At 63.1% G+C, this 25,715-nt stretch carries 25 protein-coding genes; 12 read left to right on the top strand and 13 right to left on the bottom strand.

Going from position 1 to position 25,715, the window contains the following annotated elements:
- Positions 1-4 precede the first annotated feature (4 nt).
- Positions 5-2,458 carry a ComEC/Rec2 family competence protein gene (locus A3AU_RS0105395; protein ID WP_027051873.1) on the top strand — a complete coding sequence of 818 codons (2,454 nt, stop codon included), beginning with the start codon at positions 5-7 and terminating at the stop codon, positions 2,456-2,458.
- Here A3AU_RS0105395 and lexA read toward each other — a convergent pair.
- On the bottom strand, positions 2,452-3,204 hold the full coding sequence (gene lexA / locus A3AU_RS0105390; RefSeq protein ID WP_027051872.1) for a transcriptional repressor LexA: 753 nt from the start codon (positions 3,202-3,204) through the stop codon (positions 2,452-2,454). The genes A3AU_RS0105395 and lexA overlap by 7 nt on opposite strands.
- Positions 3,205-3,233: 29 nt before the next feature.
- On the opposite strand from lexA, the gene A3AU_RS1000000140085 reads away from it, so the two are divergent.
- A complete protein-coding gene (locus A3AU_RS1000000140085; protein ID WP_209444636.1) occupies positions 3,234-3,431 on the top strand; it encodes a hypothetical protein in 198 nt (65 codons plus the stop codon).
- A 125-nt stretch (positions 3,432-3,556) separates the two neighbouring features.
- Here A3AU_RS1000000140085 and A3AU_RS1000000139715 read toward each other — a convergent pair whose 3' ends face one another.
- Complete coding sequence (locus A3AU_RS1000000139715) at positions 3,557-3,700, bottom strand: hypothetical protein (protein ID WP_154674529.1); 144 nt, start codon at positions 3,698-3,700, stop codon at positions 3,557-3,559.
- A 32-nt stretch (positions 3,701-3,732) separates the two neighbouring features.
- Positions 3,733-4,506, bottom strand: a complete 774-nt coding sequence (locus tag A3AU_RS0105380) for a GntR family transcriptional regulator (RefSeq protein WP_027051871.1) — start codon at positions 4,504-4,506, stop codon at positions 3,733-3,735.
- A 153-nt stretch (positions 4,507-4,659) separates the two neighbouring features.
- Between A3AU_RS0105380 and A3AU_RS0105375 the strand changes: the two genes are divergently transcribed.
- From A3AU_RS0105375 to kynU, 4 genes are read left to right on the top strand one after another with little or no spacing between them, the layout of a single operon-like run.
- Positions 4,660-5,646 (top strand): ABC transporter substrate-binding protein, encoded by a 987-nt coding sequence (locus tag A3AU_RS0105375; protein WP_027051870.1) that lies wholly within the window; start codon positions 4,660-4,662, stop codon positions 5,644-5,646.
- A gap of 56 nt (positions 5,647-5,702) precedes the next feature.
- Positions 5,703-6,482: an ABC transporter ATP-binding protein gene (locus A3AU_RS0105370; protein ID WP_027051869.1), complete on the top strand. Its 780-nt coding sequence runs from the start codon at positions 5,703-5,705 to the stop codon at positions 6,480-6,482.
- Between the two features lie 5 nt (positions 6,483-6,487).
- On the top strand, positions 6,488-7,411 hold the full coding sequence (locus A3AU_RS0105365; RefSeq protein WP_027051868.1) for an ABC transporter permease: 924 nt from the start codon (positions 6,488-6,490) through the stop codon (positions 7,409-7,411).
- 18 nt (positions 7,412-7,429) lie between these two features.
- The gene (kynU, locus tag A3AU_RS0105360; RefSeq protein ID WP_027051867.1) at positions 7,430-8,677 is read left to right on the top strand and encodes a kynureninase; all 1,248 of its coding nucleotides are present in this window, start codon (positions 7,430-7,432) and stop codon (positions 8,675-8,677) included.
- 68 nt (positions 8,678-8,745) lie between these two features.
- Here kynU and kynA read toward each other — a convergent pair whose 3' ends face one another.
- The 3 genes from kynA to A3AU_RS1000000138790 all read right to left on the bottom strand — a co-directional run bounded on the left by kynA (position 8,746) and on the right by A3AU_RS1000000138790 (position 11,478).
- The gene (gene kynA, locus A3AU_RS0105355) at positions 8,746-9,582 is read right to left on the bottom strand and encodes a tryptophan 2,3-dioxygenase (RefSeq protein ID WP_027051866.1); all 837 of its coding nucleotides are present in this window, start codon (positions 9,580-9,582) and stop codon (positions 8,746-8,748) included.
- The gene (locus A3AU_RS0105350; RefSeq protein WP_027051865.1) at positions 9,579-11,204 is read right to left on the bottom strand and encodes an AMP-binding protein; all 1,626 of its coding nucleotides are present in this window, start codon (positions 11,202-11,204) and stop codon (positions 9,579-9,581) included. The genes kynA and A3AU_RS0105350 overlap by 4 nt, the downstream gene beginning before the upstream one ends.
- 103 nt (positions 11,205-11,307) lie before the next feature.
- Positions 11,308-11,478 (bottom strand): hypothetical protein, encoded by a 171-nt coding sequence (locus A3AU_RS1000000138790; RefSeq protein ID WP_154674528.1) that lies wholly within the window; start codon positions 11,476-11,478, stop codon positions 11,308-11,310.
- 40 nt (positions 11,479-11,518) lie between these two features.
- Between A3AU_RS1000000138790 and A3AU_RS0105345 the strand changes: the two genes are divergently transcribed.
- Positions 11,519-12,349: an alpha/beta hydrolase gene (locus A3AU_RS0105345; RefSeq protein WP_027051864.1), complete on the top strand. Its 831-nt coding sequence runs from the start codon at positions 11,519-11,521 to the stop codon at positions 12,347-12,349.
- A 46-nt stretch (positions 12,350-12,395) separates the two neighbouring features.
- Here A3AU_RS0105345 and A3AU_RS0105340 read toward each other — a convergent pair whose 3' ends face one another.
- The 5 genes from A3AU_RS0105340 to A3AU_RS0105320 are packed head-to-tail and all read right to left on the bottom strand — an operon-like array spanning position 12,396 to position 17,801.
- The gene (locus tag A3AU_RS0105340; RefSeq protein WP_027051863.1) at positions 12,396-13,601 is read right to left on the bottom strand and encodes a molybdopterin molybdotransferase MoeA; all 1,206 of its coding nucleotides are present in this window, start codon (positions 13,599-13,601) and stop codon (positions 12,396-12,398) included.
- Entirely contained in the window at positions 13,601-14,083 is a 483-nt protein-coding gene (gene moaC / locus A3AU_RS0105335) for a cyclic pyranopterin monophosphate synthase MoaC (protein WP_027051862.1), read from the bottom strand. The genes A3AU_RS0105340 and moaC overlap by 1 nt, the downstream gene beginning before the upstream one ends.
- A 2-nt stretch (positions 14,084-14,085) precedes the next feature.
- On the bottom strand, positions 14,086-14,898 hold the full coding sequence (trpC, locus tag A3AU_RS0105330) for an indole-3-glycerol phosphate synthase TrpC (RefSeq protein ID WP_027051861.1): 813 nt from the start codon (positions 14,896-14,898) through the stop codon (positions 14,086-14,088).
- 3 nt (positions 14,899-14,901) lie between these two features.
- Positions 14,902-15,912, bottom strand: a complete 1,011-nt coding sequence (gene trpD / locus A3AU_RS0105325) for an anthranilate phosphoribosyltransferase (RefSeq protein WP_027051860.1) — start codon at positions 15,910-15,912, stop codon at positions 14,902-14,904.
- Positions 15,909-17,801: a peptidyl-prolyl cis-trans isomerase gene (locus A3AU_RS0105320; RefSeq protein ID WP_027051859.1), complete on the bottom strand. Its 1,893-nt coding sequence runs from the start codon at positions 17,799-17,801 to the stop codon at positions 15,909-15,911. The genes trpD and A3AU_RS0105320 overlap by 4 nt, the downstream gene beginning before the upstream one ends.
- Before the next feature lie 143 nt (positions 17,802-17,944).
- Between A3AU_RS0105320 and tpiA the strand changes: the two genes are divergently transcribed.
- From tpiA to A3AU_RS0105295, 5 genes are all read left to right on the top strand, one after another.
- On the top strand, positions 17,945-18,715 hold the full coding sequence (gene tpiA, locus A3AU_RS0105315) for a triose-phosphate isomerase (protein ID WP_027051858.1): 771 nt from the start codon (positions 17,945-17,947) through the stop codon (positions 18,713-18,715).
- 167 nt (positions 18,716-18,882) lie between these two features.
- Positions 18,883-19,353, top strand: a complete 471-nt coding sequence (gene secG / locus A3AU_RS0105310) for a preprotein translocase subunit SecG (RefSeq protein ID WP_027051857.1) — start codon at positions 18,883-18,885, stop codon at positions 19,351-19,353.
- Positions 19,354-19,565: 212 nt separating this feature from the next.
- Positions 19,566-20,693 (top strand): L,D-transpeptidase, encoded by a 1,128-nt coding sequence (locus A3AU_RS0105305; RefSeq protein ID WP_027051856.1) that lies wholly within the window; start codon positions 19,566-19,568, stop codon positions 20,691-20,693.
- Between the two features lie 214 nt (positions 20,694-20,907).
- A complete protein-coding gene (locus A3AU_RS0105300) occupies positions 20,908-22,545 on the top strand; it encodes a CTP synthase (RefSeq protein ID WP_081709448.1) in 1,638 nt (545 codons plus the stop codon).
- A gap of 21 nt (positions 22,546-22,566) precedes the next feature.
- Positions 22,567-23,106 carry a DUF1697 domain-containing protein gene (locus A3AU_RS0105295; protein WP_027051854.1) on the top strand — a complete coding sequence of 180 codons (540 nt, stop codon included), beginning with the start codon at positions 22,567-22,569 and terminating at the stop codon, positions 23,104-23,106.
- A 34-nt stretch (positions 23,107-23,140) separates the two neighbouring features.
- Here A3AU_RS0105295 and A3AU_RS0105290 read toward each other — a convergent pair whose 3' ends face one another.
- Together A3AU_RS0105290 and A3AU_RS0105285 are read right to left on the bottom strand one after the other, a co-directional pair.
- On the bottom strand, positions 23,141-24,598 hold the full coding sequence (locus tag A3AU_RS0105290) for an NCS1 family nucleobase:cation symporter-1 (RefSeq protein WP_027051853.1): 1,458 nt from the start codon (positions 24,596-24,598) through the stop codon (positions 23,141-23,143).
- 191 nt (positions 24,599-24,789) lie between these two features.
- On the bottom strand, positions 24,790-25,692 hold the full coding sequence (locus A3AU_RS0105285; protein ID WP_027051852.1) for a LysR family transcriptional regulator: 903 nt from the start codon (positions 25,690-25,692) through the stop codon (positions 24,790-24,792).
- Between the last annotated feature and the right edge of the window lie 23 nt (positions 25,693-25,715).

Genomic DNA, 25,715 nt, shown 5'->3' with positions numbered 1-25,715 from the left:
CCCGATGGCTGGACGAGGCCGAGGCTTGGATCAGGGCGAGGACGCCAGCGTTGGCGTCAGCGAGCGGTCGCTGTTTGCGATGCCTTTGGCAACCCCCCTGCCATCGCCTCTCGTGCCCGCGCCCGGCAGCCGGCCGTCGCAGGCGGATAACCCGGCGCCTCTTCAGTCCCCTGCCTCGGGCAGGATCGTGCGTGTGCGGCGGCAACTTGGCCAGGTTTCCTTGCCTCGCCTGCGCCATGGCGTGGCCAAGGCGGCCGAGCTCGAGCTTGACCGTGGCATCGCCTTCCTGCTGGTGCCGGTCTGTCTGGCCACTGGAGCGATCGGCTATTATTCGCTTGACGCGGAGCCTGATTTTGCAAGGCCTGTCACGGTCGTCGTGCTGATGGCGGTCTGTGCCTTGGTCTCGCGTTCCTGGCCGAAAACCCATCTGGGCTTCATGGCGGCATTGCTATGCGCGCTTGGCCTGCTTGCCGCCAAGGTCGAGACATGGCGGGCGGGTACCCAGATGCTGGGTTCCGAAATCTCGACGCAAGTGACCGGCCGCGTCGTCTCGCTCGACCGGATGGAGACCGGACGCATCCGACTGACCATAGACGTGACGTCGACCGACCGGCCGAAACTGCGCTATGCGCCGGAAAGGGTCCGGCTTTCGGCGCGCGATATCCCGGTGGAAATGACCGCTGGTTCCTTGGTCACAGGCTACGCCAAACTATTGCCGCCGACCGGTCCGGTGCGGCCGGACAGCTACGATTTCTCCTTCGACAGCTATTTCGCCGGCATAGGCGGCAGCGGCTTCTTTCTCGGCAATCCAAAGCTGATCGCGGCCGCCGATGGGAAGATGCCCCTCACGGCACGCCTTTTCTCGGGAATAGAAAATGCCCGCGAAGCCATTGCCGATCATATCCGAGCCACCGTCGGCGGTGCCGAAGGCGAGATCGCGGCGGCGCTGATCGTCGGCGTGCGCGCCGGCATTCCCGATGAAATCAACGAAGCGATGCGGCGCACCGGCATCTATCACATCATCTCTATTTCGGGACTGCATATGGCGCTCGTCGCCGGCACCATCATGGGCCTGCTGCGCGGCGCCTTTGCGCTGTTCCCGGACTTCTCCGCGCGTCGGCCGGTGAAGAAATACGCGGCCACCGCAGCCCTCTTATCGATCGCCGCCTATCTGGTGATTTCCGGCGTCGTCGTTGCCGCCGAACGGAGTTTCATCATGCTGGCGGTGATGCTGACGGCCGTCCTCTTTGATCGCGCCGCGCTGACCATGCGCAATCTGGCGATCTCGGCGATTGCCGTCATCGTGGTGTCGCCGCACGAAGTGGTCGGCCCGAGCTTCCAGATGTCGTTCGCCGCAACGGCAGCCCTGGTCGGGGCCTATGCCGGCTGGGCTGATCACCATGCGGGAAAGACCAGACCGCCCCCGCCAAAGCGATCCTTGCCTGGATTTCTGACAAGAAAGTTCCTGCTGGCAACAGGCGGATTGGCGATGACCTCGATCATTGCCGGCTGCGCCACGGCGCTGTTTGCCATCTGGCATTTCCAGCGTGTGTCGCCGCTCAGCCTGTTCGCCAACCTGGCTGTCATGCCAATTGTGTCAGTGGTGATGTTCCTGGCCGTTGCCAGTGCGTTGCTGATGCCGTTCGGATTGGATGCGCCATCCCTTTACCTGATGGGCAAGGGCCTGACGGCGATGATCGCGATATCGGCTTGGATATCGGAACGCTCGCCGGTCGATGCGGTCGGGCTGATCTCGCAGCAATCCGTACTGCTGGTGACCATCGCCCTGGTCATCGCAACGATGGCGACAACCTGGCTGCGGCTTGCCGCAGTTCCATTCGCGCTTGCCGGCCTGCTGACGGTGTCGGATACGCGTACGCCCGATGTGTTGATCTCGGAAGATGCACGGCTAGTCGCGTTACCGATCGGCGGTGGCGAACTCGCGGTCAGCCGGGCTCGTCCGAACGAGTTCACCGTCGACAACTGGAAACGCGCGCTGGCAGCCGAAACCATCGTCGTGCCGGAAATGTTCAACGAGGCAGACGGGCGATTCGACATTGCCGATGCTGTCAATCTGCCCCCGGGAGCGCCATTCTATTGCACGGACGGCGTCTGTCTCGCCCGGCATCCGTCCGGCGCGATTATCGCGCATGTCGAGGACCGCAAGGATACGTGGAAGGCTTGCGGTTTCGCCGATTTGATCGTCGTCAATGACGCGACCGGCTACGACGCCTGCCACAATCCGCTGGTTCTCGTCGTCACCAAACGGCAACTCGCCCGCAAGGGTAGCGCCGCCGTCTTCTTCGACCGCCAATCGGCGAGCAGTCCGCCAATCGTCAGCTTCGCGGTGGACGGGCCGTATCGGCCTTGGCACGAGCAGCGAAAATATTCACGCGAGGCGAGGGGGCTGCCGCCCTATCAAAAACCCGGAAAGCCGGCCGCCGTCCCTGCTCAGTAGCGCCGGATCAGCCCGACGAGCTTGCCCTGCACCTTGACCCTGTCCGGCCCGAAGATGCGCGTCTCGTAAGCGGGGTTGGCGGCTTCAAGGGCAATCGAGGCGCCCTTGCGGCGGAACCGCTTCAGGGTCGCTTCCTCCTCGTCGACCAGCGCCACGACGATCTCGCCCGGGCTCGCCGTGTCGGCGTTGCGGATAATGACCGTGTCACCATCGAAGATCCCGGCCTCGATCATCGAGTCGCCCTTGACCTCCAGCGCGTAATGCACGCCGCCCATGATCATGTCAGGCGGCACCGAGATCGAATGTGTCTGATGCTGGATGGCATCGATCGGCACACCGGCGGCAATACGGCCCATGACCGGGATCGACACGGCGGGAACCGCGTCGTCGTCATTGCCGGCCGCGGGCAAGCGCGACGGCGCCGGCTTGATCTGGCGGCCGAGGCCGCCTTGACCAACACTGCCTTGACCAAGACTGCCCTGGATCACGCTCGGCGAGAATTTCTTTGCCGCGTTGAGGCCCGGCGCGATCGAATCCGGCAACCGCAGCACTTCCAGCGCGCGCGCCCGGTTGGGCAGCCGGCGGATGAAACCACGTTCCTCCAGTGCCGTGATCAGGCGATGGATGCCCGATTTCGAGGCGAGATCGAGTGCTTCCTTCATCTCGTCGAAGGAGGGCGGGATGCCGCTTTCCTTGAGCCGTTCATGAATGAACATCAGCAGTTCGTGTTGCTTGCGCGTCAGCATGGCGCCCCCCAAGGCATTGGACGAAGGGTATGAACCAGAATCGAAAAACAAACCCAGAACAAACCCTATCTGTTCCAGTTGTGTTCCGCAACTGTTTAAAGTTTAGTGAATTTGTTAAGGCGTCGGCAATTATCTGTCCCGGCGGAGGACGCCTATCGGCTGATCCCACCGCCGGCACCGGCATTGAAATTGTTATGGTTAATGGCCTGTGGCCTAGCGCATGGTGACGCTTGGCACCAGCTTCTCAAAGGCGCCTGCGAGGTGGATTTGTATGGTTTGTCGATCCATTCCCGGCGGAACGAAACGAAATCAAAACGCCAACGATCACCGTTTGTCGGGCGCGGCTGGCGGTTCAGGCCTCCGGCGCCGTTCCGGCCAGGACCTGCGCATAGGCGCAGGCATCGATGTTGCCACAGGAGATAACGCAGACGACGTTGCCGGTTGCCTTCTCGCCGCGCAGAACAGCGGCGGGCCGGGCAACCGGCAGCTTCTGCAACGATCCTTGCCTTCGACGCGGACGCGCTGAAATCATCCGGAAACGGCTTTCAGGCTGCCGGCGCGCGCGGTGTAGGTGTTGGCGCCGTTGTCTTCGCTGTGGACATACACGTGCAGCGTGTAGCCGATATGTGCCGTCATCAGCGCCTTTGCCCGCTCGACATCGCGATCAAGCGCCGCCTCCATGATGGCGGTGTGATGCTCGATGGCGATCGCCTCGCGAAGTGCGTCCATTGCCTCGCCGTAACCGTCCTTGAGGCCGGCCGCCGCTCGCAATGTCGGCGCCAGGCCCAGAAAACGATGATGCCGCCGCAGCTGGTCGGCGATCGTCGAGCGGAATCGCAACAGCCAGTTGGACGTCGCCGCACTCAGCAGCGCCGCATGGAATGCCTCGTGGCTCTCGTCCCACTTGTCGACTGCCGCATCGGAAGGGTCGTCGACCGCGGTCTTGCAGCGCGAGAGCCGGTAGTGAGCGGTGACAACCGCGTCCTCCCATTCGCTGCCGCCGTTCGCGATCGATTCCAGGAACAGCGGCATTTCGACAACCATCCTCGCGCGCGCCAAATCCTCGAGCTCGGCTCGCGACACGGGAGCGACGGCAAAGCCGCGATTGCTGATGGCGGTGACGAGGCGCTCGGCTTCAAGCCGGGACAATGCTTCGCGCAACGGCGTCCAGCCGACGCCGTATATGCTGCGCAACGCACTCAGCTTGAGCGGTGCCCCCGGCATGAGGCGGGTAGTCAGGATATCGCGACGCAGCAGCTGATAGGCGGCTTCCGTCTTCGTGGAATTGTTCTGATCCTGCATCACGATCCGTCCATCATCGGGCTTGCGAAAATTATATATCATGGGGACGTATGGCAAGAATTATATATAATGTTTGACACGCGGCGAGCGACTGACCATGATCGCGGCAGTTGCCGCCCGATGAGCGGCGCTGATCAAATCTGGGAGGAATTGATGTTGAAGTCGAAATCCGCTTGGCTGTCGGGACTGGCGCTGGCAAGCGCATTGATGGTCGGCGTCGGCAGCGCCGCGGCCGATCAGATCCGTGTCGGCATCGCCAATTTCGGCGAGCATCCGCAATTGAACGCCGCCATAGCCGGCTTCAAGAAGGCATTGACCGACAATGGTTTCGTCGAGGGCAAGGACGTCGTCTACACGGAAAGCCACACCAATTTCGACGCATCGCTGGTGCCGCAGATGATCGCCAAGCTGCAGGCGGAGCAGCCCAAGCTGATCTACACCATCACCACGCCAGTCTCGCAGATCGCCAAGAAAGCGCTTGCCGGCTCCGGCATTCCGATCGTCTTTGCCGCTGTCACCGATCCGGTGGCGGCGAAGCTGGTACCATCGTGGGACGCCGGAGACGAAGGCATGACCGGCGCCAGCGACCTGCAGGACGTCGCAGCTGTCATGGCCTTCACCAAGAAGCTGCTTCCGAACGCCAAACGCTTCGGCGTGCCGTACAATCCAGGCGAGGCCAATGACGTTGCCTTGGTCGAGAAGATCAAGGCGGCCGCACCGGCGGCCGGCTTCGAAGTCGTGGAAGTCGGCATCGACAACGTCAATGATATCCAGCAGCGCATCGCTTCGCTTGCCGGCAAGGCCGACGTGATCTACGGCCCGGCTTCGAACCTTATCCAGCCGGCGATCGCCGCTGTCTCGGCTGCCGCTCGCCAGGCTGGTATCCCGGTCGTAAACTCCGATGACAGCGCTGTCCGCAACGGCACCGTACCGGCAAGCTTCGCGGTCAATTACACGCAGGTCGGCATCAATGCCGGCAACATCGCCGCCGAGATCCTCAAAGGCAAGGATCCCAAGACGATCGCGCCCTCGCGCCCGGCCTACAAGGATCACATGGCAACGATTTCCCGCAAGACGATGGCCGTGTTCGGCATCGAGATACCGGCCTCGATGGCCGATTGCGGCTGCATCGTCGACTGACATCGGGCTGCCGAGGTGACGGCGTGGGCGCTATCACCTCAGGCCAGGGAGGAACGATGCTCGAGATCCGATCCGCGCGCAAAGTGTTCTACAAGGGCCAGGCCGACGAGAAAGTCGCGCTGGACGGTCTCAGCCTGTCGTTGGCCACAGGCGAGTTCGGCATCGTCATCGGCTCCAACGGCGCGGGAAAGAGCAGCATGCTCAACGCCATCTCCGGAGCTCTTGTGCTGGATTCCGGCAAGATCCTGATCAATGGCGCCGATGTGACGGCCATGCCGGTACACAAGCGCGCGACAAGATTGGCGCGCGTCTTCCAGGATCCGATGCGCGGCACCGCCGCCAGCATGACCGTGGCGGAGAACATGCTGCTCGCCGATCTGCGCAGCCAAAAACGCACATTGCGGCAAGGGCTGAACGCCACGAGGCTTGCGTCGTACAGGGAGCGGTTGTCGATATTGGGCCTCGGCCTTGAAAATCGCCTCGATACGCGCGTCCACCTGCTCTCGGGCGGCCAGCGGCAGTCGCTGTCGCTGATCATGGCGGTCGGCGGATCGCCCGACCTGCTGCTGCTCGACGAGCATACCGCGGCCCTCGACCCGCGCACCGCCGAGATCGTCATGCAGGCGACGGTGCGTGCCGTCAACGCGCTGAAGCTGACCACCCTGATGGTGACCCACAACATGCAGCACGCCGTCGACTATGGCAGCCGGGTGATCATGCTTGACGCAGGCCGGGTCCTTCTGGAGATCACCGGCGAAGAGAAGGCGAGGGTCACGGTTCTCGATCTGATCGGGCATTTCTCCGTCAAGACCGACCGCATGTTGCTGGCGAGCTGATCATCATGGGTTTTGTCCAGGACGTTCTCACCAGCTTCGTGGCGATCATACCGGTCACGCTAGCGCAAAGCCTGATCCTGGCCTTTGTCGTGCTCGGCATCATGATCCCGTTTCGCATGCTGAATTTTCCCGATCTCACCAGCGAAGGCGCCTTTCCGCTGGGCGGCTGCGTCTGCGGCGTGCTGCTGGCTGCCGGCGCATCGCCGCTCGTCGCCATCATGGTCGCATTCGCCGTGGGCTTCGCGGCGGGTTGTTGCACCGCCTTCATCCATCTGCGCTTCCGCATCCACACGCTGCTTGCGGGTATCCTGATGATGACGATGCTCTACAGCATCAACCTTCGCATCATGGGCAAGTCCAATCTCTCCGTCTTCGGCTCGCCAGCCGTGTTCGACTGGGTGCCGTTCACGCGGCCAGGTTTTCCGGCCAGCAAGATCGCCGTCGCCGGCCTTCTCGCGCTCGTCGTATTCCTGGCGCTTTACATGTTCTTCAGGACCGAGAAGGGCACGGCCGTGCGCGCCGTCGGCGCCAATCCCGATATGGCCGAGGCGCAAGGCATCAATGTTTGGGCGGCGACCATCGGCGGCGTCGGGCTGGCGAGCGCGTTTTCGGCTTCGAGCGGCGCCCTGATGGTGCAGTCGCAGGGCTTTGCCGACGTCAATATGGGACTTGGCATCCTCATCAACGGCCTTGCGGCGCTGATGATCGGCGAGGCGGTCGTCGGCAAGCAGACGGTCTGGCGGCAATTGCTGGCGCCCTTTGCCGGCGCGATCATCTACTACCAGTTGGTGTCGTTCTGCCTCGCCGCCGGCATGCCGCCTCCCGACCTGAAACTTGCCACGGGCCTGTTCGTGCTCGCCATGCTTGCCCTGCCCAGCCTCAAGCGCAGCCGGGGATCGGCACCGGCGCGCGAAGCCATCCGTGAATAAGTGAGGACGTCACAAACCATGAGTGCAACGCTCGATCTCGCAGCAGTCGAAGCCATGGATGCGGCGGATCCGCTGCGCGCCATGCGCGACCGGTTCATCCTGCCGGAAGGCGTGATCTATCTCGACGGCAATTCGCTGGGCGCCGCGGCGCCCGCCGTCTTCAACGAGCTGCAAAAGGCGGCGGCACAGGAATGGGCGCAGGACCTCATCCGCGCCTGGAACACCGCCGGCTGGTTCGATATGCCGGTGGCGCTTGGCGATCAGTTGGGACGGCTCATCGGCGCGGCGGCGGGCCAGACGGTGGTCTGCGATACGACCTCGATCAACATCTACAAGGTGCTGCATGCCGCCCTTGGGATGCGGCCGGACCGCTCGGTCATCGTCGCCGAGGGCGATAGTTTTCCGACCGATCTTTATATGGCCGAAGGTGTGGCCTCGACGCGGCCGGCCACGGTGCTGCGGCTCGAAGGCGTCGATGCTACGACCATTGAAGAGCTGATCGACGAGCGCGTCGCCGTCATCCTGGTCAACCACGTCAACTACAAATCCGGGCAATTGCGCGACATGGCCGCGCTGACACACAAGGCTCACCAGGCCGGCGCGCTGATCGTCTGGGATCTCTGCCACACGGCCGGTGCCTTGCCGGTCGAATTGGACAGCGCCAATGCGGATTTCGCCATCGGCTGCACCTACAAATATCTCAATGGCGGTCCGGGCGCGCCGGCCTTCATCTATGCCGCAACGCGTCATCACGGTGATGTCCATCAGCCGCTGAGCGGCTGGTGGGGCCATGCGCGGCCGTTTGCCTTCGAACAGGGGTTTGCGGCCGGCAGCGGCATTCGCCGGTTCCTGTGTGGCACGCAGCCGGTGTTGTCGATGCGGGCGCTGAAAGGGGCGCTGGATATCTGGGACGATGTCGACATGGCGGCGGTGCGCAAGAAGAGCATCGCACTGACCGACCTGTTCATCGAGCTCGTCGAAGCCAGATGCGGCGCCTATGGCCTCGAACTTGAAAGCCCGCGCGACGGCAACGCGCGCGGCAGCCAGGTGTCGTTCCTTCACCCACATGGCTACCAGGTGATGCGGGCCTTGATCGAGCGCGGCGTGATCGGCGATTTCCGTGCCCCTTCGACCATCCGCTTCGGCTTCACGCCGCTCTATGTCGGCTATCACGATGTCTGGCAGGCGGTCGAGGTGCTGGAGGACATATTGCGCACCGGCGCCTGGCAGGACGCACGCTTCGCGGTCAAGACGGCGGTTACTTGAGCAGTCAGCGCAATACCTGGAAAAGTGCGAAGCGGTTTTCCCGCAGGGCAATTGCGCCAAAGAGAGAGTCAGAGCCGGGTGCGGACAGTCCAAAGTTCCGGAAAAAGAACGACCTCGAGCATCTTCTTCAGATAGGAAGCTCCTGATGTGCCGCCGGTCCCGCGTTTCAGGCCGATGATGCGCTCGACCGTGGTGACATGATTGAAGCGCCAGCGGCGGAAATAGTCCTCGAAATCGACCAGTTTTTCGGCCAGTTCGTACAACATCCAGTAGCGCTGCGGATCGCGGTAGACGGTTTGCCAGGCGACCAGGACCTGTTCATTCTCGGTCCGCGTTTCGCGCCAGTCGGTGCGCCTGGCATCGGCGCCGATGTCGAACCCGTTGCGTGCCAAAAGCAGCAGCGCTTCGTCATAGAGCGACGGTTCTGCCAAGATCGCCTCCAGCTTGCCGCTCAAGTCAGGCCGATGCTTGTGGGGTCCGAGCATGGCCAGGTTGCGGTTGCCGGCCATGAACTCGATGGCCCGGTACTGCCATGACTGGAAACCAGAGGATTGGCCCAGCGCGTCGCGGAATTCGGTGTATTCGCTAGGCGTCATCGTGCGCAGCACGTCCCAGGCGTTGTTCAACTGCTCGAAAATGCGGGCGACGCGCGATAGCATCTTGAAGCTCGGCTCCAGCCGGTCGGCGCGGATGGAGCGTATGGCGGCGCCGATCTCATGCAGTGCGAGCTTCATCCACAGTTCCGAAGTCTGGTGCTGGATGATGAACAGCATCTCGTCATGCGCCGGCGACAGCGGCGTCTGTGCCTCCAGCACTTTCTCCAGATGCAGATAGTCGCTGTAGGACATGCGCTCCTTGAACGACATCTGCGCGCCTTCGGACGCCGGATCGTAGGGCTCGCTCAATTGATTTTCTCCATGCGCAGCCGGAAGCGCTGGATCTTGCCGGTCTGGGTCTTGGGCAGGGCGGCTATGAATTTGACCGAGCGCGGATATTTGTAGGGCGCGATCGTTGCCTTGACATGGTCCTGCAGGCGCTTGACGGTCAGCGCGTCGGGCGCCACGCCTTGCGCCAGCACGACATGCGCCTCGACGATCTCGCCACGTTCGGCATCCCTGGCGCCGATGACCGCGCATTCGGCGACATCTGGATGCGACAGGAGTGCTGCCTCGACCTCTGGCCCGGCAATGTTGTAGCCGGCACTGACGATCATGTCGTCGGAACGCGCCGCGAAATGGAAGAAGCCGTCCTCGTCCTGCGTAAAGGTGTCGCCGGTGAGGTTCCAGCCGTCGCGCACATAGTCCTTTTGCCTGTCATCGGCCATATAACGGCAGCCGGTCGGTCCGCGTACCGCCAGCCGCCCGGTCTCGCCGCGCGGCAGCTCCCGCATCTCATCATCGACGATGCGCGCCTCATAGCCGCCGACCGGCTTGCCGGTCGACGCAGGCTTCCGGTCGTCAAAACGGTTGGAGATGAAGATGTGCAGCATTTCGGTGGCGCCGATGCCGTCGAGAATCGGCTTGCCGGTCTTTTGCGTCCACTCCTCGAAGACCGGGGCCGGCAATGTCTCGCCGGCCGAGACGGCAACGCGCAGCGACGATAGGTCGGCGCCTTCATCCATGGCCTTCAGCATGGCGCGGTAGGCGGTCGGCGCGGTGAAGGAGATGGTCGCTTTGTACGTCTCGATAATATGGATCATGTTGGGCGGCGTCGCCTGTTCAAGCAGCGTCGCCGCCGCGCCGAAGCGCAGCGGAAAGATGGCGAGGCCGCCAAGGCCGAAGGTGAAGGCGAGCGGCGGCGAACCGACGAAGATGTCTTCCGGCGTCACCTGCAGGATTTCGCGGGCATACCCATCGGCGATGATCAAGAGGTCGCGGTGGAAATGCATGGTCGCCTTCGGCACGCCAGTCGTGCCCGAGGTGAAACCGAGCAGCGCGACATCGTCGCGGCCGGTGTCGACGGCGGTGAAGGTGACCGGCTTGTCGAGGGCGGCGCGGTCGAGTTCGGCATCATGGTTGGCTGTGCCGTCGAAGCCGATGACCTGCTTAAGGAATGCACTGTCCTTGGCGCAGGTGGTCATCTCGTCCATCAGCCTGGTGTCGCAAAGGGCAACCGTGATTTCCGCCTTGTCGACGATCTTGGCAAGCTCCCCGGCGCGCAGCATCGGCATGGTGTTGACGACCACGGCGCCGACCTTGGTAGCGGCCAGCCAGCAGGCGACCATCGCCGGATTGTTGGCGGAGCGGATCAGCACCCGGTTGCCCGGTTTGACGCCGTAATTCTCGACCAGCGCGTGGGCCAACCTGTTCGTCCAGTCGGAAAGTTCCTTATAGGTGCGGCGGCGGCCATTGCCGATCAGTGCGGTGTGATCGCCGAGACCCTTCTCGACCAGCCTGTCGGTCAGCTCCACGCCGGCGTTGAGGCGTTCGGGATAATCGAAGCCGTCAAGCAGTATATCAGGCCACTGATCCGGGGGCGGCAGATGATCGCGCGTGAACGTGTCGATATGCGCTGAAGGCCCAAGCATGTCGCCGCCATCCCATTTGCTGCCTTGGCCAATGTGCGAAGCACATGTCCGCGGTAGTGGATCTGAAGTTCCCGTCTTTTCGCGAGAGGCTTCGTGCAGCCAGCTAGACCTGTTGGGAGATGCCACCGGACGCGGTGAACATCCGCAGGCTTGGACAGCACAGCAGACCTCCCATCGTCGGCTGTTCGTCAGGCAGGATCGCACCAGTCGAAATTTGTTTCAAGCCTAAAATGTTTTTGCCCGAGGCATTGACGCATGGCATGGTGGCGGCCATCGCTAGCGCCGAAACGATGACACTGCGGGGGAGGGTGCCGATGCCTGGACATCGCATTGCCGATTGGGACAATGCCTACGCCAACGGCGCCAATATTGCCGGCAGCAACCGCTGGCCGGCGGCGTGGGCGGAACCGGCACAAGCGTTTCGTGACGCATTGTCGGCTGAAGGGCGGGCGCGCATCGACATCGCCTATGGCGAGCGACAGCGCAATCGGTTCGATCTCTTCTTTCCAAAGGCGGCGCCCAAGGGGCTCGTCGTGTTCATCCATGGCGGTTACTGGCTTGAGTCCGACAAGAGCGACTGGTCACACCTTGCCAAGGGCGCGGTCGAGAACGGTTATGCCGTGGCGATGCCGTCTTACACGCAGTGCCCGGACATACGCATCGCCGGAATTGCCCGTGAAATCGGCGCGGCGATCAGCAAGGCGGCGGCGATGGTCGGCGGACCGCTGATGCTGACCGGACATTCGGCCGGCGGACATCTCGCCAGCCGCATGGTGACCATATCGACGCCTTTGGCATCCGATGTGGCAAAGCGCGTACGCCATGTCGTTTCGATTTCGGGTCTGCATGATTTGCGTCCGCTCATGTTCACCGGACACAATGCGGCTCTGGCGATCGATGAGGCCGAAGCCCTGGCGGAAAGCCCGGCTTTGCTGCGGCCCATGGATGGTGTTCGCATCACCTGCTGGGCCGGCGGTGGAGAGCGTTCGGAGTTCCTGCGCCAGAACGCGCTGCTGGCCAACATCTGGACCGGCCTTGGCGCCACGACCAGCTGCGTGGTCGAGCCCGACCGGCATCATTTCGACATCGTCGATGGCCTTGCCGATCCGGCGCATCCGCTGACGCGGACCTTGATCTCGGAGTAGTCGGTCGTTTTTCTATTCCGTTATCAGCAGCTTAGGTGGCGATTCTTCAGCGTAGCATCAGCACGCTGCAGGAGTCTCCAACGCCGGACGCAGGTGCAAACGGCGCGCGCACCACCAGCCCGTTGGCGTCCGCCAGCATTCTCAGCATCGAAGAGTCTTGAATGCCGAACGGGGTTGCCACCAGCCCGCCATCGTCTTCCTTGACCACCGCCCGCACGTAATCCTGGCGCAGATCATTGGACGGCATTGCGGCGCCCAGCCGGGCCTGACGTATGTCCTGACGATGATTTCGGCCACCGAGCCGCGCCAGCAGCGGCTTCAAGAACAATTGCGAGCAGACCAGGCTGGCCACCGGATTGCCGGGCAGGCCGATGCACCAGATGGCGCCGAGCCGGCCGAACATCAGCGGCTTTCCGGGGCGCATGGCGATCTTCCAGAAGCCGAGCGTCATGCCTTCGCCGGTCATCACGTCATGGATGAGATCATGGTCGCCGACCGAGGCGCCGCCAAGCGTGACAATGACATCCGCGCCGGCCGCAACCGCCTTCTTCACCAGGGCTGCGATGGCCTTCTGCCGGTCGGCGGCAATGCCGAGATCGAGGGCACGGGCGCCAACCGATTGCGCGGTGGCGGCGACGCCATAGGCGTTGGACGAGATGATCTGGTCCGGCCCCAGCTCACTGCCGGGCGGCAACAACTCGTCGCCGGTGGCGATGATGGCGACGAGCGGCCGTTTGACCACGGTCACCTGAGCATGATTGGCGGATGCCGCCAGCGACAATGCCGCGGGATCCAGCAGGCGGCCTTTTTCCAGCAAGACGTCGCCCTTGGAAAAGTCGAGGCCGACGCGGCGGATGTTGCGCCACTCGGCTGTGGGCTCGATCACCTCGATCGTGCCGTCACCGACATCCCGGACGTTTTCCTGGATGACGATGGTGTCGGCGCCTTGCGGCAGCGGCGCGCCGGTAAAGATGCGCACGGCCTGGCGCTCGCCGACCGTACCGTCGAAGCCGCGCCCGGCCGGCGCCATGCCGATCACCGAGAGTTTCGACGGCACCGAAGCGACATCGGCGGCGCGAACCGCGTAGCCATCCATGGCCGAAGCGTTGAAAGGCGGCTGTGTGCGCAGTGCCACGACAGGCTCGGCCAGCACACGATCGACCGCCTCCAAGAGAGAGACGCTTTCGCCGGCCAGGGGTGCGGCTCCATCCAACAGGCGTTCGAGCGCCTCCGCGACCGGAACCAGCGCCATCAGGCGCCAGCCTTGTAGTCGCCGGACTTGCCGCCGGTCTTTTCCACCAGGCGAACACCGGAAATGACCATGGCGCGGTCTACCGCCTTGGCCATGTCGTAAATGGTCAGGCAGGCCACGGATGCCGCGGTCAGCGCTTCCATCTCGACGCCCGTCTTGCCGGTGACACGCGCCAGCGCGGTGACTTTCAGGCCCGGCAGCGCATGGTCGGGCTCGATGTCGACGGAAACCTTGGTGAGGAGGAGCGGATGGCAGAGCGGGATCAGCTCATGCGTCTTCTTCGCCGCCATGATGCCGGCGATGCGCGCGGTGCCGAGCACGTCGCCCTTCCTGGCGTTGCCGGCGAGGATGGTGTTCAGCGTTTCGGGTTGCATCGAAACAAAACCCTCGGCGATCGCGGTTCGTGTCGTCTCTTGCTTGTCGCCGACATCGACCATGTTGGCCTCGCCCTGCGCGCCGAGATGGGTGAGGGCTGATGTCATCGTCAGAGAGCCTTGGCCGATACCTTGCCCGTCAAGAGCAGGCGCGTGGCCGCGGCGACATCGTGTTGCCGCATCAGGCTCTCGCCGACCAGGAATGTGCCGATGCCGGTCTTGCGCATCCTCAGGCAATCATCGTGGGTGAAAATGCCGCTCTCGCTGACCAGCAGGTGGCCGCCCGGCACCATCGGCGCCAGCCGCTCGGAGGTTTCAAGGCTGGTTTCGAACGTCCTGAGATTGCGGTTGTTTATGCCGATCAGCCGCGACGAAAGTTTTAGCGCGCGCTCGGTCTCGGCCTCGTCATGCACCTCGATCAGAGCGTCCATGCCGAGTTCGAATGCGGTTGCTTCCAATTCGCTCGCCAAGGCATCGTCGACGCTGGCCATGATGATCAGGATGGCATCGGCGCCCCAGGCGCGCGCCTCATGGACCTGATAGGGATCGAACAGGAAGTCCTTGCGCAGCGCGGGCAGGGCGACGGCCGCCCTTGCTTTGGTGAGAAATTCCGGCGCGCCCTGGAAGGACGGTGCATCGGTCAACACCGAAAGACACGCGGCGCCACCCTCTTCATAGGCCCGCGCCAGTACCGGCGGATCGAAATCGGCACGGATCAGCCCCTTGGAGGGGCTCGCCTTCTTGATTTCGGCGATCAGGGCGAAGCTGCCCGACCTGTGTTTTGCCTCGAGCGCGGCGAGAAAGCCGCGTGGCGCGTCGGCATCTTTCGCGCGCGCCTTGATCTCGGCCAGCGGCACGCGTGCCTTGGCCGCCGCGATCTCATCGCGCTTGTAGGCCTCGATCTTGCGCAGAATGTCAGACACGGTTCACCCGTTCGAGATTTCGACCAGACGATCGAGCACCTGCAGCGACCGGCCGCTGTCGATGGCTTGCGCGGCAAGCGCGATGCCGTCGCCAAGCGTCGTTGCCTTGCCCGCGATCACCAGCCCGGCGCCGGCATTCATCAGCACGGTGTCGCGATAGGCGCCGGCCGCGCCGCCCAGCATATCGCGCAATGCCTTGGCGTTGTAGGCGGCGTCGCCACCGCGCAGCTCGTCCTTGGTGTGGCGCTTCAATCCAACCTCTTCCGGAGTCAGCGTGAAGCTGCGGATCTCACCGCCGATCAGTTCCGCCACCTGCGTCTCGCCGGTGGTGGTGATTTCGTCATAGCCGTCGCCATGAACGACCCAGGCATGCTCGGTGCCCAGTGCCTTCAATGTCTCTGCCACCGGCACGATCCATTCCGGCAGGAACACGCCGACCATCTGTCTGGTGACGCCGGCCGGATTGGAGAGGGGGCCAAGCAGGTTGAAGATGGTGCGGGTGCCGAGTTCGACACGGGTCGGTCCGACATGTTTCATCGCCGGATGGTGCGCGGGCGCGAACATGAAGCCGACGCCGGCTTCATGGATGCAGCGGCCAATCGTCTCCGGCGCAATGTCTATCTTGACCCCAAGCGCGATCAGCACGTCAGCCGCGCCGGTCAGCGAGGACAGGCCGCGATTGCCGTGCTTGGCGACCGGCACCCCGGCGGCGGCGATGACGAATGCCGAACCGGTCGAAATGTTGACACTGTGGGAGTTGTCCCCGCCCGTGCCGACGATATCGATGGCACCGGCTGGCGCCTCGACGCGCAGCATCTTGGCGCGCATCGTGGCGACGGCGCCCGAAATCTCGCTCACCGTCTCGCCGCGCACGCGTAGCGCCATCAGGAAGCCGCCGATCTGCCCGGGGGTCGCGTCGCCCGACATGATGATGTCGAAGGCCTCGCGCGCTTCCTCGAAGGAAAGCGGGGTGCCGGCCGCGACCTTGGCGATATGGGTTTTCAACGCGCTCATCTTGTCGAGGCTTGGGCTACGGCGGCCTGGTCGATGCGGACGTCGTATTGCGTCTGCAACTGCGCCACCAACTCGTCGAGCAGATCGTCCGACATGCCGGAGGTGAAGGACTTCTGTGCGTCCTCCGGCACCGAACTGGCATCGGCCCCGGCAGGCTCGAACACTTCGGCGACCTTGAACAGGATCTGTCCGTCGCCGGTGGGCGAGGGGATCAAGCCGGTGCCGCCTTCGCCGACGCCGAACATCACGGCAGCACCTTCCTTGCCGAAATCGGCGTCGTCGGCTTCGCGCTTCAGGCCGCGCTTGGTCTGTTTTTCCAACTTGAGCTCGCCGGCGATGACGTCGAGCGTGGTGCCGGCCTTGAGCCGCTTTTCAAGGTCTCCCGCCTTGGCGGCAAGGCGCTTGGTGGTCTCCGCCGCCGTCCAGTCGGCAACAACCTTCTGGCGAACCTCGTCCAGTGTCCGGTCGCGAGCCGGCGTGACCGAAGCAACCTCATAGAAGACGAAGCCGTTGTCGGCCGTGGTCAGCGCTTCGTTTTCGGTGTTGGGTTCCGCTTCAAAGACCGCCTTGATCAGCTGCGGCGATTCCGGCAGGTCCTTGACGATGGAGCCGTCCGGCCTGAGGCCACTGCGGTCGACGGCTTCGATGGTGATGTCCTTCAGCTTCAGCTTGGCGGCCGTGTCGGCCAGCGAACTTCCGGAAGCGCGGGTGTCTTCGTAACTGTCATGCACATCCAAAAGGATGCGGCTTGCCTCGCCAAGAGCCAGATCCTTGCGAATCTGGCCGGACACTTCGGCGAGCGGCTTCACCACTTCGGGCTTGATCTCGGTGACGCGCAGCAACACCGGACCGAAGGCACCCTGAACGACCTGGCTGACTTCATTGGCGCTCAGCGCGAAGGCAGCATCGGCAACCGCCTTGTCGGCGATCTTGTCCTTGGCGAGGGTGCCAAGCAGCGTGTCAGCCGGGGTCTTGCCTTCGGCGGTCACCAGCTTTTCGAAAGTGGCGCCGGCCTTGAGCGAATCGAGCGCCGCCTTGGCCGCATCCGGGGTCTTGAACACAAGCTGCTCGATCGTGCGCATTTCGGGCGTGGTGTAGCGCGCCTTGTTCTTGTTGTAGTCGTCGCTGACCTGTTGGTCGGTGACGGCGGTCGGATCCGCGATGTCCACCGGCTCGAGGCGGACATAAGAGAATTTGCGGTATTCAGGTGCCGCGTAGGTTTTCTTGTTGGCCTCGAAATAGGCCTGAAGCACGCTGTCGCTCGGCGCCTCGATCGGTTCGACGAGCGTCTTCGGCAGCGTCAGATAGTCGACGGTGCGGTCTTCGCCGCGGTAGAGCGCCACCGCCTTGAAGAATGTATCCGGCGCCTTGAGGCCGTCCGAAACCGCCTCGACGATCTGCTGGCGCACCGCGACCTGGGCCTTGTTCTTCAAATAGTCCTCGGGCCGCATGCCGAGATCGCGAAGCCGTCCCTCGAAGACCCTGCGGTCGAACTGGCCGTCCGGCCCCCGGAAAGCGGGTTCCTCCCGCGTCAGTTCCGCGAGCTTGTCCTTGGAGAACCCCAGCCCCAGCTTGCGCGCCTGTTCGTCGAGAACGGCACCGGAAACGAGTTGCGACAGCACCGTGTTGTCGATGCCGAGCGCCTTCGCCTGTTCATGGGTAAGACGCTGGCCGAACTGCTGCGACATGACGGCGAGCTGGCGATCATAGGCGAGGCGGTATTCGTTGATCGATACTTTGGTGCCACCCGCCGTTATCACCGAATCATGGCCGGCAAAGCCGCCCATCAGCCGTCCGGAGATGCCCCAGGCGGCAAAACTGACCACCAGTAGCGAAAGCAATGTCTTCGCGACCCAGGTACCCGCCGCGCTTCTCAATACACCAAGCATCGTTACTTCCGATTTATGCGCATTTTCGCATGCGCCGAGTTTGAAACAAGCGCAATAGCGCCCTTCCGGTCCACTGTCGATTGCTTTGTGGCCTGATTTTGGTAGTGAGGGCCACAGCTTGATATTGCCCGGAGAAGCAGACCATGACGCCTGGAATTCGCCCGCTTGTCGCCGGCAACTGGAAAATGAACGGCACCAGCGCCTCGCTGAACGAACTCAGGATGATCGGCAACGGGTTCATGAGCGGGCTCGACGCGGAGACCGAAGCACTGGTCTGCGTTCCCGCGACGCTGCTTTCGCACGCCGCGGAGATTCTGTCGCGCACGCCCGTCCATGCCGGCGGCGAGGACTGCCACACCAAGGAAACTGGCGCCTACACCGGCTGCATCTCGGCCGAGATGCTGAAGGACGCGGGCGCGAGCCATGTCATTGTCGGCCATTCCGAATGCCGCGAACAGCGTGGCGAGGACGATGCGACGGTCCAGGCCAAGGCCGCCGCCGCATGGCGCGCCGGGCTTGTAGCCATCGTCTGCATAGGCGAAACGCAGCAGCAGCGCGAGGCGGGCGCCACGCTCGACGTGCTGGCGCGCCAGGTCGACGGGTCGGTGCCGCCAAGTGCCACGCCGTCCAACACCGTCATTGCCTATGAGCCGGTATGGGCTATCGGCACCGGGTTGACGCCGACCGCGGCCGACGTGGCCGAAGCGCATGCGCATATCCGTGAAAAGCTTGCGGAGAAGCTTGGTGCGGCAGCCGCCAAGATGCGCATTCTCTACGGCGGCTCGGTCAAGCCGTCCAATGCGGTGGAACTGCTGGGTGTGCGGAATGTCGATGGCGCGTTGGTCGGCGGCGCCAGCCTGAAAGCGGCCGATTTCCTCGGTATCGCCGAAGCCTATCGCAGCATTTCAGGCTGAGATACACGACGATGGGCGGGGCTCGTCCCGTCCAAAGTCGTTGCAAAGGGCGCGTTGCTTCCCATATTCCGGCCACGGGCTTGGAAATGCCGTGAAAGCATTGTATTGAGCCGCCTCCAATTCACCGGTCGTGTCCACGGCCGGGCAAGGCCTTGCCAGGATAAACTATGCAAACCGTACTGATCGTCATCCATCTCATGGTCGTGCTCGCCCTTGTCGGCGTGGTGCTGCTGCAACGCTCCGAAGGCGGCGGCCTTGGCATTGGTGGCGGATCGGGCTTCATGACGGCGCGTGGCGCAGCCAACGCTTTGACCCGGGCGACGGCGATCTTGGCGGCGGCCTTCTTCGTGACGTCGCTGACCTTGTCAATCATTGCCCGCTATGGCGAGAAGCCGATCGACATTCTCGACCGCGTTCCGGCGACGTCGGATGGCGCCGGCAAAGGCGTGCTCAACCAGCTGCCGGGCACGACGACCCCGGCACCCGCCGGCAGCACCAAGCCGACGCCGCCGTCCGGCAACGACGCCGCAACGACGCCCGCGGCTCCGGCCACCGCGCCTGCCGCCGGCACGACGCCCCCGGCAAGCAACGGCACCACCAACACCGCGCCGGCGGCACCGCAGGTCCCGAACAAGTAAGCCGCACCTGGTCCAACCCGCGACCTGTGATCGTTTGAACACAGTCGCGGCAAATGCTGCGCGTTCACGAAGATTCGACGGGGGCTGTTGCAGCCCCCCGCTTGAGGCATACGCCCTTATTCGACTATAGATTGCACGCGGCAACTTCGGTGTCCTTGGGGGACGCCGGGCGACGCCGTGGGCAACAAGCATTGAACGATCGGATCTTCGCCATGCAGCTTCGCAGCTTCATTTTCCTGGGACTTTGCGCCGTGGTCGGCCTGAGCTCCCCGGCCTTCGCCGGCATGCCGGTAAACATGGCCGCACAGCAGTCGGTATCGCTTGAAAGAACCGACGCCATCAGAGTCGCCGTCAAAAGCGACGCAACGCAGTTGAAGCTTCTCAAGAAGAAGAAAAACCCGACACCGGACGATCTCGCCCAGATCAAGAAGATCGAAGCCAAGATCGTTGCCGACAAGGAGGACGCCAAGGCCAAGGCGCTTGAAGCCAGGAAGCTGGCCATGCGCGAAGCAGCCAAGGCGAGGGCCGAGGCGGACCGGCAGGCCTTCCTGGCCGCGAAGGGCAAGACTGCTCCGGCAACCGAAGTGGCCGAGGCCAAGCCGGCCAAGAAGACCACCAAGGTGATCGAACCGGTGGCGCCGATAGAGCCGATCCAGTCGGCAGAGCCGATTACGCCCGAGGCGATGAACGTCGCGGCGACGGGCAATGACGGTGAGTTGCGCAGCGAAGTCATCGGTCAGAAGCAGTCGAGCGGCGGCCTGTTCGCCGGCCTCTTCGGCGGTACGTCTTCCTCCTCGTCCATCTCATATCTGCCCGAGACACGCGCGCTCGACGCCGCGCTCGCCAAGAAGGACTCCAAGAAGCCCTTCAAGGTGAAGCCCGAATTCGTGCCGCAGGACGTGGAATTCACTGGCTACGATGCTGGCACCATCGTCATCGACACCAGCGCTCGCCGGCTCTATCTCGTCGAATCCTCGACGACGGCTCGGCGCTACGCCATCGCTGTCGGCCGCGAGGGCCTGCAGTTCAAGGGCACGGTCGCGGTCGGCGACAAGCAGGAATGGCCACGCTGGATCCCGACACTGGACATGCAGAAGCGCGAGCCCAATCACTACGGCCGGTTCAAGGACGGCATGAACGGTGGTGGCCAGAATCCGCTCGGCGCCCGCGCCATCTACCTTTATGACGGCAAGAAGGACACGCATCTGCGTATCCACGGCACCATCGCGCCGCAGTCGATCGGAACCAGCGCCTCCAATGGCTGCTTCCGCATGATCAACGAGCACGTCATGGACCTCTACAGCCGCGTCAGGGTCGGTACCAAAGTCGTCATCATCTGACGTTTTCATCAACATGCCGAAAGGGCCGGCTCAGCCGGCCCTTTTGTTTTGCCTTGCCCACGACCAGGCCTGTTCGGTCGTGATCCCAGGACAAACGGAAAACATTTGTCCGAAACCGGAATCCACTTTCAGGATCTCGGTCCGAGCGCCATCTTGGGAAAAAGCCTTCGCGGCGGTTTTTTCTCTGGCGGAATCAATCCGGCCGCGTTAAGCGATGACTCCCATGGCGCGATATGTATTCATCACAGGCGGCGTGGTTTCCTCACTTGGAAAAGGCATTGCCGCAGCGGCCCTTGGGGCTCTCCTGCAGGCGCGAGGCTATCGCGCACGCATCAAAAAGCTCGACCCTTACCTCAATGTCGATCCCGGCACGATGTCGCCGTACCAGCATGGCGAGGTTTTCGTCACCGATGACGGTGCCGAGACCGATCTCGATCTTGGCCATTACGAGCGCTTCACCGGCCGCTCGGCCAACCAGCAGGACAACATCACCACCGGCCGCATCTACAAGAACATCATCGAGCGCGAGCGGCGTGGCGACTATCTCGGCGCCACCGTGCAGGTCATTCCGCACGTCACCGACGAGATCAAGAATTTCGTCCTCAATGGCAATGACGATTATGATTTCGTGCTGTGCGAGATCGGCGGCACGGTCGGCGACATCGAGGCGATGCCGTTCCTCGAGGCGATCCGCCAGCTCGGCAACGATCTGCCGCGCAACAACGCCGTCTACGTGCATCTGACGCTGATGCCCTACATCCCGACGGCGGGTGAGTTGAAAACAAAGCCGACCCAGCATTCGGTCAAGGAATTGCGCGGCATCGGCATCGCGCCCGACATCCTTTTGGTGCGTGCCGATCGCGCCATTCCCAAGGAAGAGCGCAGAAAGCTGTCGCTGTTCTGCAATGTCAGGGAAAGCGCGGTCATCCAGGCGCTCGACGTCCCGCACATCTACGACGTGCCGATGGCCTACCACAAGGAAGGCCTCGATTCGGAAGTGCTTGCCGCCTTCGGCATCGACCCGGCGCCGAAGCCGCGCATGGAGCCCTGGCAGAAGGTGTCGGACCGCATCCACAATCCGGAAGGCGAGGTGACCATCGCCATCGTCGGGAAATACACCGGCCTCAAGGATGCCTACAAATCGCTGATCGAGGCGCTTTCGCATGGCGGGCTGGCCAATCACGTCAAGGTCAAGCTCGACTGGATCGAATCGGAAATCTTCGAAAAGGAGGATCCGACGCCGTGGCTGGAGAAGGTGCATGGCATCCTGGTTCCCGGCGGCTTTGGCGAGCGAGGCTCCGAAGGCAAGATCCTGGCGGCGAAGTTCGCGCGCGAGCGCAAGGTGCCGTATTTCGGCATCTGCTTCGGCATGCAGATGGCCTGCATCGAGGCGGCACGGTCGCTGGCGGGCGTCGAGCACGCGTCTTCGACCGAGTTCGGCCCGACCCAGGAGCCCGTCGTCGGCCTGATGACCGAATGGTTGAAAGGCAACATGCTGGAGAAGCGGCGTGAGACCGGCGATCTCGGCGGCACGATGCGGCTCGGCGCCTATCAGGCCGAGCTCGCCAAGGGCTCGAAGATCGCCGACATCTATGGCGACACGCAGATTTCCGAGCGCCATCGCCACCGCTACGAGGTCAATATCGACTACAAGGAGCGGCTCGAGGATTGCGGGCTGGTGTTTGCCGGCATGTCGCCAGACGGCGTGCTGCCGGAAACGGTCGAATATCCCGACCACCCCTGGTTCATCGGCGTGCAGTATCACCCCGAGTTGAAGAGCCGGCCGCTCGATCCGCATCCGCTGTTCGCTAGCTTCATCGAGGCGGCGGTGGAACAGTCGCGGCTGGTGTAGGCCGATACCGGCCGCGCCGCCATGCAAACCTACGTCGCGCTGCTCTACAGCATCGGGTTGGGCGACGGTCGGCGTCTGGTCATGTCCGACCTCAAGGCCATGGCCTACGAGCTGGGCTTCAAGAATCCCCGCACGCTGGTGGCCACGGGCAATCTCGTGTTCGAGGCACGAGCAGCCAGGATTTCCAGTCTGGAGCAACGGCTGGAGACGGCCTTTGAAAAGACCTTTGGCCGCCATGTCGACATCATCGTGCGTGACGCTGGAGGCTGGCTGAAGCTCGCCGCCGCCAATCCGTTTTCCACTGAATCCGCCGAAGCCGGCGATCAGGTCGCGGTGCGGGTGATGCGGGAGCGCGCACCGGCGGTCGCCGTTGCGGCACTCCAGGCGCGTGCCGCCGAGGACGAGAAAATACTTTGGGTCGACGGCGACATCTGGGTGTTCTTTTCTCGCGAGAGGCCAACATCACGGCTGCTCGCGGCAATGAACCACAAGCGCCTCGGCATCGGCACCTCGCGCAACTGGAACACGGTTCGCAAGCTGGCGGAGATGGTCGGAAAGTAGGGAGTAGGGAGGTGCTATTCCCTACTCCCTCATTTCACGCCTTTGCCGTCTTCGCGCTGGCACCCACCGCCGCGGTGCGCAGCACGTAGTAGATGACGCCGGCAATGGCGACGCCGAAGAACCAGCCGTAGACGCCCCACCAGGACGGCAGCCAGTTGGTGAAGTTCGGCAGGATAGACGAGAACACGGCGCCGATGCCGGCGGCGATGAAGGCGTTGACATGCCAGCCGCCCTGGAAGCGGAACTCGCCGTCCTCGCGATAAAGCGCCTCGACGTCGACCTCGCCTTTGCGGATGAGATAGTAGTCGACCATCATGACGCCGAAGATCGGTCCCATCGTCGCGCCGATGATGCCGACGAAATGCGCCGCACTGCCTTCCCAGGGCGCGAAGGGATAGAGCACCAGCGCGATCACCGCGGCGATGTAGCCGCCCTTCTTGAAGTCGATCTGGCGTGGGAAGACGTTGGAGAAGTCGAAGGCCGGCGAGACGAAGTTGGCGACGACGTTGATGCCGAGCGTCGCCACAGCGAAGGTCAGGGCAGCGAGCGCCGCCAGGAACCAGCTGTCGAATTTGGCCGAGATCTGGTCGGGGTGCAGCAGCACCTCATGGTAGACGTCATAGGCAGCGATGGTGGTGACGCCGGCAACCAGCGAGAACAGGATCAGGTTGATCGGCAAGCCCCAGATGTTGCCTTTGCGCAATGCGGCCTTGTCCGGCGCGTAGCGGGCGAAGTCGCAGAAGTTGAGATAGAGCGCCGAGAAGTAGGTCACCCAGATCGCCGCGACCCCGAAGAGTGCTGTCCACGACCCTGGATCGCCGGGAATGCCGGCATCGGCGGTCTTTTCGCGCAGCACGTCCATCGGAATGTCGCTGGTGAAAGCGAAGCTCCCCGATTTGACACAGAGATAGATGGCCAGGAGCAGCATCATCACCCAGACTGCCGGTCCGGCCCAATCCTGGAAGCGGCGCACCGTTTCCATGCCTTTCTGGATGATCAGCAACTGCAGCGCCCAGATGATGACGAAGCAGATCACTTCGAGGGTGGAATGGCCGAGAAGATGTGATGTCTTGTTGAATTCGTCGAACCATTGCAGGCGAGTCAACAATGCCACGATGGCGCCCGATGCGGCGGCCGTCTGCGCCCCGTACCAGAAGCAGGCGACGATGGCGCGCACGAGTGCCGGTATGTTGGCGCCCCAGATGCCGAAGGAAGCGCGGGCAAGCACGGGGTAGGGGACGCCGGTCTTCACGCCGGCATAGCCGACCATGTTCATCAGCGCGTAGATGATCAGCGAGCCGATGCCGATGGCGATGATGAAATTGACGAAGCCGCCGCAGAACAGAAACAGGCTGGCGGCGAGATAATAGCCCCATAGGCTGTGGACGTCCGACGTCCAGACGTTGAAGATCGAGAACGGTCCCCAGTTGCGAACCTTGGCCGGAGCCAGATCCTCGTTGTACAGGTCAGGCGATGCGCCTTGTATGGTCACTGCGATGTCCTCCCCTTGATTGCCACGCGCCTCCACGCGATGACCGCGGAGGTTACGCCTGACGCTGGGGAACCGACAAGCAACTGATTTGCCGGCTTTGACCTTAAAGATATTCAATGCGAACCACGATTATCGAGGGGCCGCGATGGTGGGTCACTGTTGAACGGGGCGGTGATTCGGATCGCAGCTACCTAGGCGACAGCCATCACCCGCTTGTGGTCCTCGACTTCCGACAACAGCCAGTCTTGAAACAGGCCGGTGCCCGGCTTGTTTCCGATGCTGCGGCGCTGATGCAGGTAGATCCCGGCCGGATAGGTATGACGGGCCTGAAACGGCGCGACAAGTTTGCCTTGCTCAAGAAAATCCTGGGCCATCATCGTGTCGGCAAGCGCAATTCCCGCGCCATTGATCGCCTCGCGCATGATCAGCGTGCAGTCATCCAGCGTCGTGCTGGATTTCGGTGTCGTGTCCAAAACGCCTTCCTGCTCCAGCCACCTCTTCCATCTCATGCTCTCGCACTCATGGATAAGATGATGGTTGACCAGATCGGCGGGCGATCGCAGCGGCACGGGCCCATCGAGCAATGAGGGTGCACAGACCGGCGTCAGAACCAGCGGGATCAGCAGGGTCAAAGCCGGGCCGGCCTTGTAGACGAACTCGTCGACAATGGCCAAATAGAAGTTGGCGCGCTTGCCTGACGTCGAGATCTCCAGTTCCACCGCCGGATGCAGCCGGCGGAAATTCGGCAAGCGGTCCGCCAGCCAAAGGTTCAGGACGGCAGGGACGCACAGGACCCGGACGCGTTGCGTCCTGCCGTGGCTCGGACCATCGGCAAGGCTGACATCGTCGGTGGCGCGCCAGATCGCTTCGAACGCTTCGGAGAGGCTGCGCGCATAGTAGGAGCCCCGGATGGTCGGCGTTATCTGGCGAAACCCGCGCTCGAACAGATCCTGGCCGAGATTTCTTTCGAGCGCACGGATGTGGCGGCTGATGGCGGAGGGCGTCAGATGCAATTCCTCGGCCGCATCCTTGACGCTGCCGAGACGTGCGGCGGCCTCGAAAGCGCGCATGCCGTTGAGTGAGGGTAGGGCCATTGGCCGATCATGAATTGTCGGTT

The organism is Mesorhizobium erdmanii USDA 3471 (assembly GCF_000472705.1).
GTDB lineage: Bacteria > Pseudomonadota > Alphaproteobacteria > Rhizobiales > Rhizobiaceae > Mesorhizobium > Mesorhizobium erdmanii.
The sequence above is the reverse complement of the archived record's forward strand: the minus strand, read 5'-3'. Positions and strand labels throughout refer to the sequence as shown.